The sequence below is a fragment of the Bradyrhizobium sp. NAS96.2 genome (assembly GCF_001908235.1).
In the GTDB taxonomy this organism is placed as follows: Bacteria; Pseudomonadota; Alphaproteobacteria; order Rhizobiales; family Xanthobacteraceae; genus Bradyrhizobium.
The window spans coordinates 1-3,657 of sequence record NZ_LGHK01000349.1 but is presented as its reverse complement, the minus strand read 5'-3'; the positions used below and the strand labels follow the sequence as shown (position 1 = coordinate 3,657).

At 65.2% G+C, this 3,657-nt stretch carries 5 protein-coding genes; 3 read left to right on the top strand and 2 right to left on the bottom strand.

Going from position 1 to position 3,657, the window contains the following annotated elements; translation table 11 throughout:
• Positions 1–810 (bottom strand): caspase family protein (locus AC628_RS41170; RefSeq protein ID WP_210190336.1); only part of this gene is annotated, 810 nt, incomplete at its 3' end.
• Between the two features lie 204 nt (positions 811–1,014).
• Between AC628_RS41170 and AC628_RS41165 the strand changes: the two genes are divergently transcribed.
• The gene (locus AC628_RS41165) at positions 1,015–1,431 is read left to right on the top strand and encodes a hypothetical protein (RefSeq protein ID WP_245321602.1); all 417 of its coding nucleotides are present in this window, start codon (positions 1,015–1,017) and stop codon (positions 1,429–1,431) included.
• Positions 1,432–1,451: 20 nt separating this feature from the next.
• Here the strand turns inward: AC628_RS41165 and AC628_RS41160 are convergent, their stop codons facing one another.
• Positions 1,452–1,886, bottom strand: coding sequence for a GFA family protein (locus AC628_RS41160; protein ID WP_074132515.1), 435 nt, complete (start codon positions 1,884–1,886; stop codon positions 1,452–1,454).
• 200 nt (positions 1,887–2,086) lie between these two features.
• Between AC628_RS41160 and AC628_RS41155 the strand changes: the two genes are divergently transcribed.
• Both AC628_RS41155 and AC628_RS41150 read left to right on the top strand, forming a co-directional pair.
• Positions 2,087–2,461, top strand: coding sequence for a nuclear transport factor 2 family protein (locus AC628_RS41155; RefSeq protein ID WP_074132514.1), 375 nt, complete (start codon positions 2,087–2,089; stop codon positions 2,459–2,461).
• A gap of 107 nt (positions 2,462–2,568) precedes the next feature.
• Positions 2,569–3,657 (top strand): cation:proton antiporter (locus tag AC628_RS41150; protein WP_074132513.1); only part of this gene is annotated, 1,089 nt, incomplete at its 3' end.

Genomic DNA, 3,657 nt, shown 5'->3' with positions numbered 1-3,657 from the left:
AGCGGTGGGCGCCGGCTTGGCCGGGGCCGGCACCAGCGGCACGTCCTCGCCGCCGAGCGAGCCATAGACGAACGGCTCCTGGCGGTTGTTGGTCGTCTTCAGCACGTCGTCGCGGACATAGCCGAAGGCGCGGCGGACATCGAGACCGGGGGTCGGCAGAAACTTCGACAGCGCGATCGTGAACGGGCTGTTCTTGCCGTCGCCATCGGCCGCGGTAGAGCCGGCCTTCGCCGAATAGGCGATCAGCACATTCGGACTGGTCGGTTCGACTTTGGCCAAGCCCTGCCCGATCGCCCGGGTCGCCAGCGTCCGCTTCATGGTCTTGGCGAACGGGTTGTCGCGGCAGGCATCGAGGATCACCAGCCGCAGCTTCCGCGCCGGCTCGATCGCGACCAGGATGCGATCGAGCGAAAGCGCCTCGTCATAGACGTCGGTGTCGCGCTCCAGCCTGGCATCGACCGGGATCAGGTAATTGGCGCCGTCCACCTCGATGCCGTGGCCGGCGTAATAGACCAGCGCGATGTCGGCATCGCGGGCGAGGTCGGCGAATTCGCGCAGCGCGCGCCGGGTCTCGACGGCCGGCAGGTCCTTGCGGAAGTCGACCGTGTCGAAGCCGGCATTCTTCAGCGTCGCGGCCATCACCGAGGCATCGTTGACCGGGTTGGCCAGCGGCGCGGTGTTCCGATAGGCCGAATTGCCAAGCACCAGCGCCACGCGCTTCTCGGCGAAGGCCGGCTGGCAGACGATCAGCAGAAAGGCCGCGACGGCGAGCAGCAATCGATTCAAGTTCAAGAACCCAGACCCGTTCATGGCGACACTCTGGCCGTTTTGTAGCATGCAGGTCCGTCTAGCAGAATCAAGCGCGGCACTTTGTGAGGCGCCTCACGATCCGCGCCGGCGTGGACCATGCCATCCTGACTGTTAGTCGACGAAACCGACCGCCGGTTCGGATTTGGCCGGGCACGCGTTTTCGTGCACGATCCGGACAACGAGAACAGACGCACGGAGGACGCGATGCAGGGCACAAGCGCGGCGGTTCCATCTGCCAGGGCCGGCACGGTCGGCGCCATGGTCCGAAACCTCCTCGTCCTCGCGCTGCTGGCCGGCTGCGCCGCGGGCTGTGGCCTGGTCGACGCCGTGTTCGATGGCTTCAAGCACGCCAAGGCCGTGGAGAACGATCTGGTTGCGATGGTCGGGGTCAAACCGGCGGTCGGGTTCAACTGGCACAATGGCCGGCTCACGTCGGTGACCGTCACCTTCCCCCGCCTGCTGCAGGACAAGCCGTTGCAGGAACTTGCCGACGCCGCGCGCACCGCGGTCGGCAAGGAGTTCAAGCAGGGCGCCGACGACGTCGTGCTCGCCTTCTCGCTGGGGCCGTCCGAGACGTCAGCGGCACAAGCGGACCAGGCTCAGAACAAGAACTTGCCTTGAGCGGATTTATTCCCCGCCATTTATTCCCCGCCTTGCGTCACGTGCTCCTGATATTGCGGCAGGTCGTCCAGGATCGCGTACCATGGCGCCTTGGAGCCGACGAAGATATGCGCGGTCGGCCGGATCGAAGGCGCATCGCGCAGCGTCCCCAGCGTGACATGGACATAAGCGCCGTCACGGACCTGCGAATAGAGCAGCGACCCGCAGCGGCCGCAATGCGCGTCGTGGGTGATCTCATCGCCGTAGATCAGGAGACCGCCGGCACCGCTGGTCACGGTAAACTTTTCGCGCAAGATCCCCGCGAACGGCTTGAACGCCGATCCCGTGGTGCGCCGGCAGTTCGAGCAGTGACAATTCAGCGCATAGGCAAACGCGTCGGCCACCTCGTAGCGCACGTCGCGGCAGAAGCATTCGCCGGTCAGGGTAGTTTCATTCGAATTTGCAGATGCGGTCACAACTTGCTCCTCACGCAGAATTTTGCCGCCGGCCATGGCGCGATGCGGCGGTTCGCGGCTAAGTTCTAGGGCCCTTTCCGTTCCGATTGAATCGGGATGGGGGCTCTCGATTCTCCTTGACGCGTTTCCTCGCGCGAACCGGTACCCACCTTGCTCGAAAACGCTCCAGTAGACCAAAACCCTGCCGGGAGGACTAACCAATGAGCCAAGATCGATCCAGCGTCGAAAAGGTCGTGCAAACCTATTTCGACGGCCTCTATGAGAGCAATGCCGACAAGCTCGCCGAAGCCTTTCATCCGAGCGCCGACCTGCGCTGGGTGGAGAAGGGCGAGCTGAAGGTCCTGACCGTGCCGGATTGGCTCGCTTTGGTGCGCAAGCGCACGTCGGCGAAGGCCGAAGGCAAGCCGCGCGAGGACTTCATCGTCACCATCGACCGCTCCGACGACAACACCGCCTTCATCAAGGTGCGTTGCCAGCTGCCGCCGCGCTATTTCACCGACTACCTTGTCGCCATGAAGCTCGCCGACGGCTGGCAGATCGTCTCGAAGTCCTACCGCTACGACCTCAGGGACTGACCGCCGGTCCACCCCGCCTCCACGACGGCTTTGTGACATGCCCCAGCGGTCCGGCTCAGGCCGGACCGCATTGACTGGCGCTGGTTTCCGGGCGAATTGAGCCCGTTATGGAAGCCAAATTTCAGATCTTTCTCACTTTGCTCGGCGTGCTGGCGGGAACCGCCCTGGTTGCGCGGCGGACCGATATCGCGCCGGCGATCCTGCTGCTGCTGGTCGGCGTGGTGCTGGCCTTCGTGCCGGGCATGCCGTCGCTGGAACTGCCGCCCGAACTCGTGCTGCTGGTGGTGCTGCCGCCACTGATCTATTCGGCGAGCGTCGCGATGAGCTGGCGCGAGTTCAAGGCCAATCTGCGGCCGATCATCCTGCTGTCGGTCGGCTGCGTGATCTTCACCGCGTTCCTGGTCGCGCGCGCGACCCACTATCTGATCGGCCTGCCCTGGAGCGTCGGCTTCCTGCTCGGCGCGATCGTCGCGCCGCCGGACGTGGTCGCGCCGCTCGCGATCGCCCGCAAGCTCGGCATGCCCAGGCGCATCCTGGTGATCCTCGAGGGCGAAGGGCTCGCCAACGACGCGACCGCGCTGATCCTCTACCGCTTCGCGCTCGCCGCCATCACGACCGGGCTGTTCTCGCTGCCGAAGGCGACCGGCACGTTCTTCGTCATCGTTGCCAGCGAGATCGCGTTCGGCACTGCGGTCGGCTGGCTCAGCCTGCGTGCCCGCCGCAGAGCCCGGGATCCGCAGGTCGAGATCACGCTGTCGCTTATCACGCCCTATCTCGCCTACTGGATCCCCGAGCATTTCGGCGGCAGCGGCGTGATCGCGACCGTCGCCTGCGGGCTCTATATGAGCTGGAACGGGCCGCTGCTGATATCAGCCGCGACGCGCCTGCAGGGCATCTTCTTCTGGGACTTGATCATCTATCTGATCGAGGGCCTGCTGTTCCTGATGACCGGCTTCCAGATGCGCTCGCTCTACGAGAAGTCGAAGTCGTTTCCGCTGCACGACATCCTGACCGCCACCGTGCTGGTCGCGGTCATCGTAATCGTTGCGCGGTTCCTCTGGGTGTTTCCCGGCACCTATCTGCCGCGCTGGCTCAGCAGGCAGCTGCGCGACCGCGATCCGCTGCCGTCGTGGCGGGCGGTGTTCGTGGTGGCCTTCACCGGCGTGCGCGGCGCGGTCTCGCTGGCCGCGGCGCTG

What these genes read in the sequence shown, in the direction of transcription:
- AC628_RS41165 (WP_245321602.1), top strand. Translation starts at nt 1,015, where the DNA reads ATGCAGGGCACAAGCGCGGCGGTTCCATCTGCCAGGGCCGGCACGGTC.
- AC628_RS41155 (WP_074132514.1), top strand. Translation starts at nt 2,087, where the DNA reads ATGAGCCAAGATCGATCCAGCGTCGAAAAGGTCGTGCAAACCTATTTC.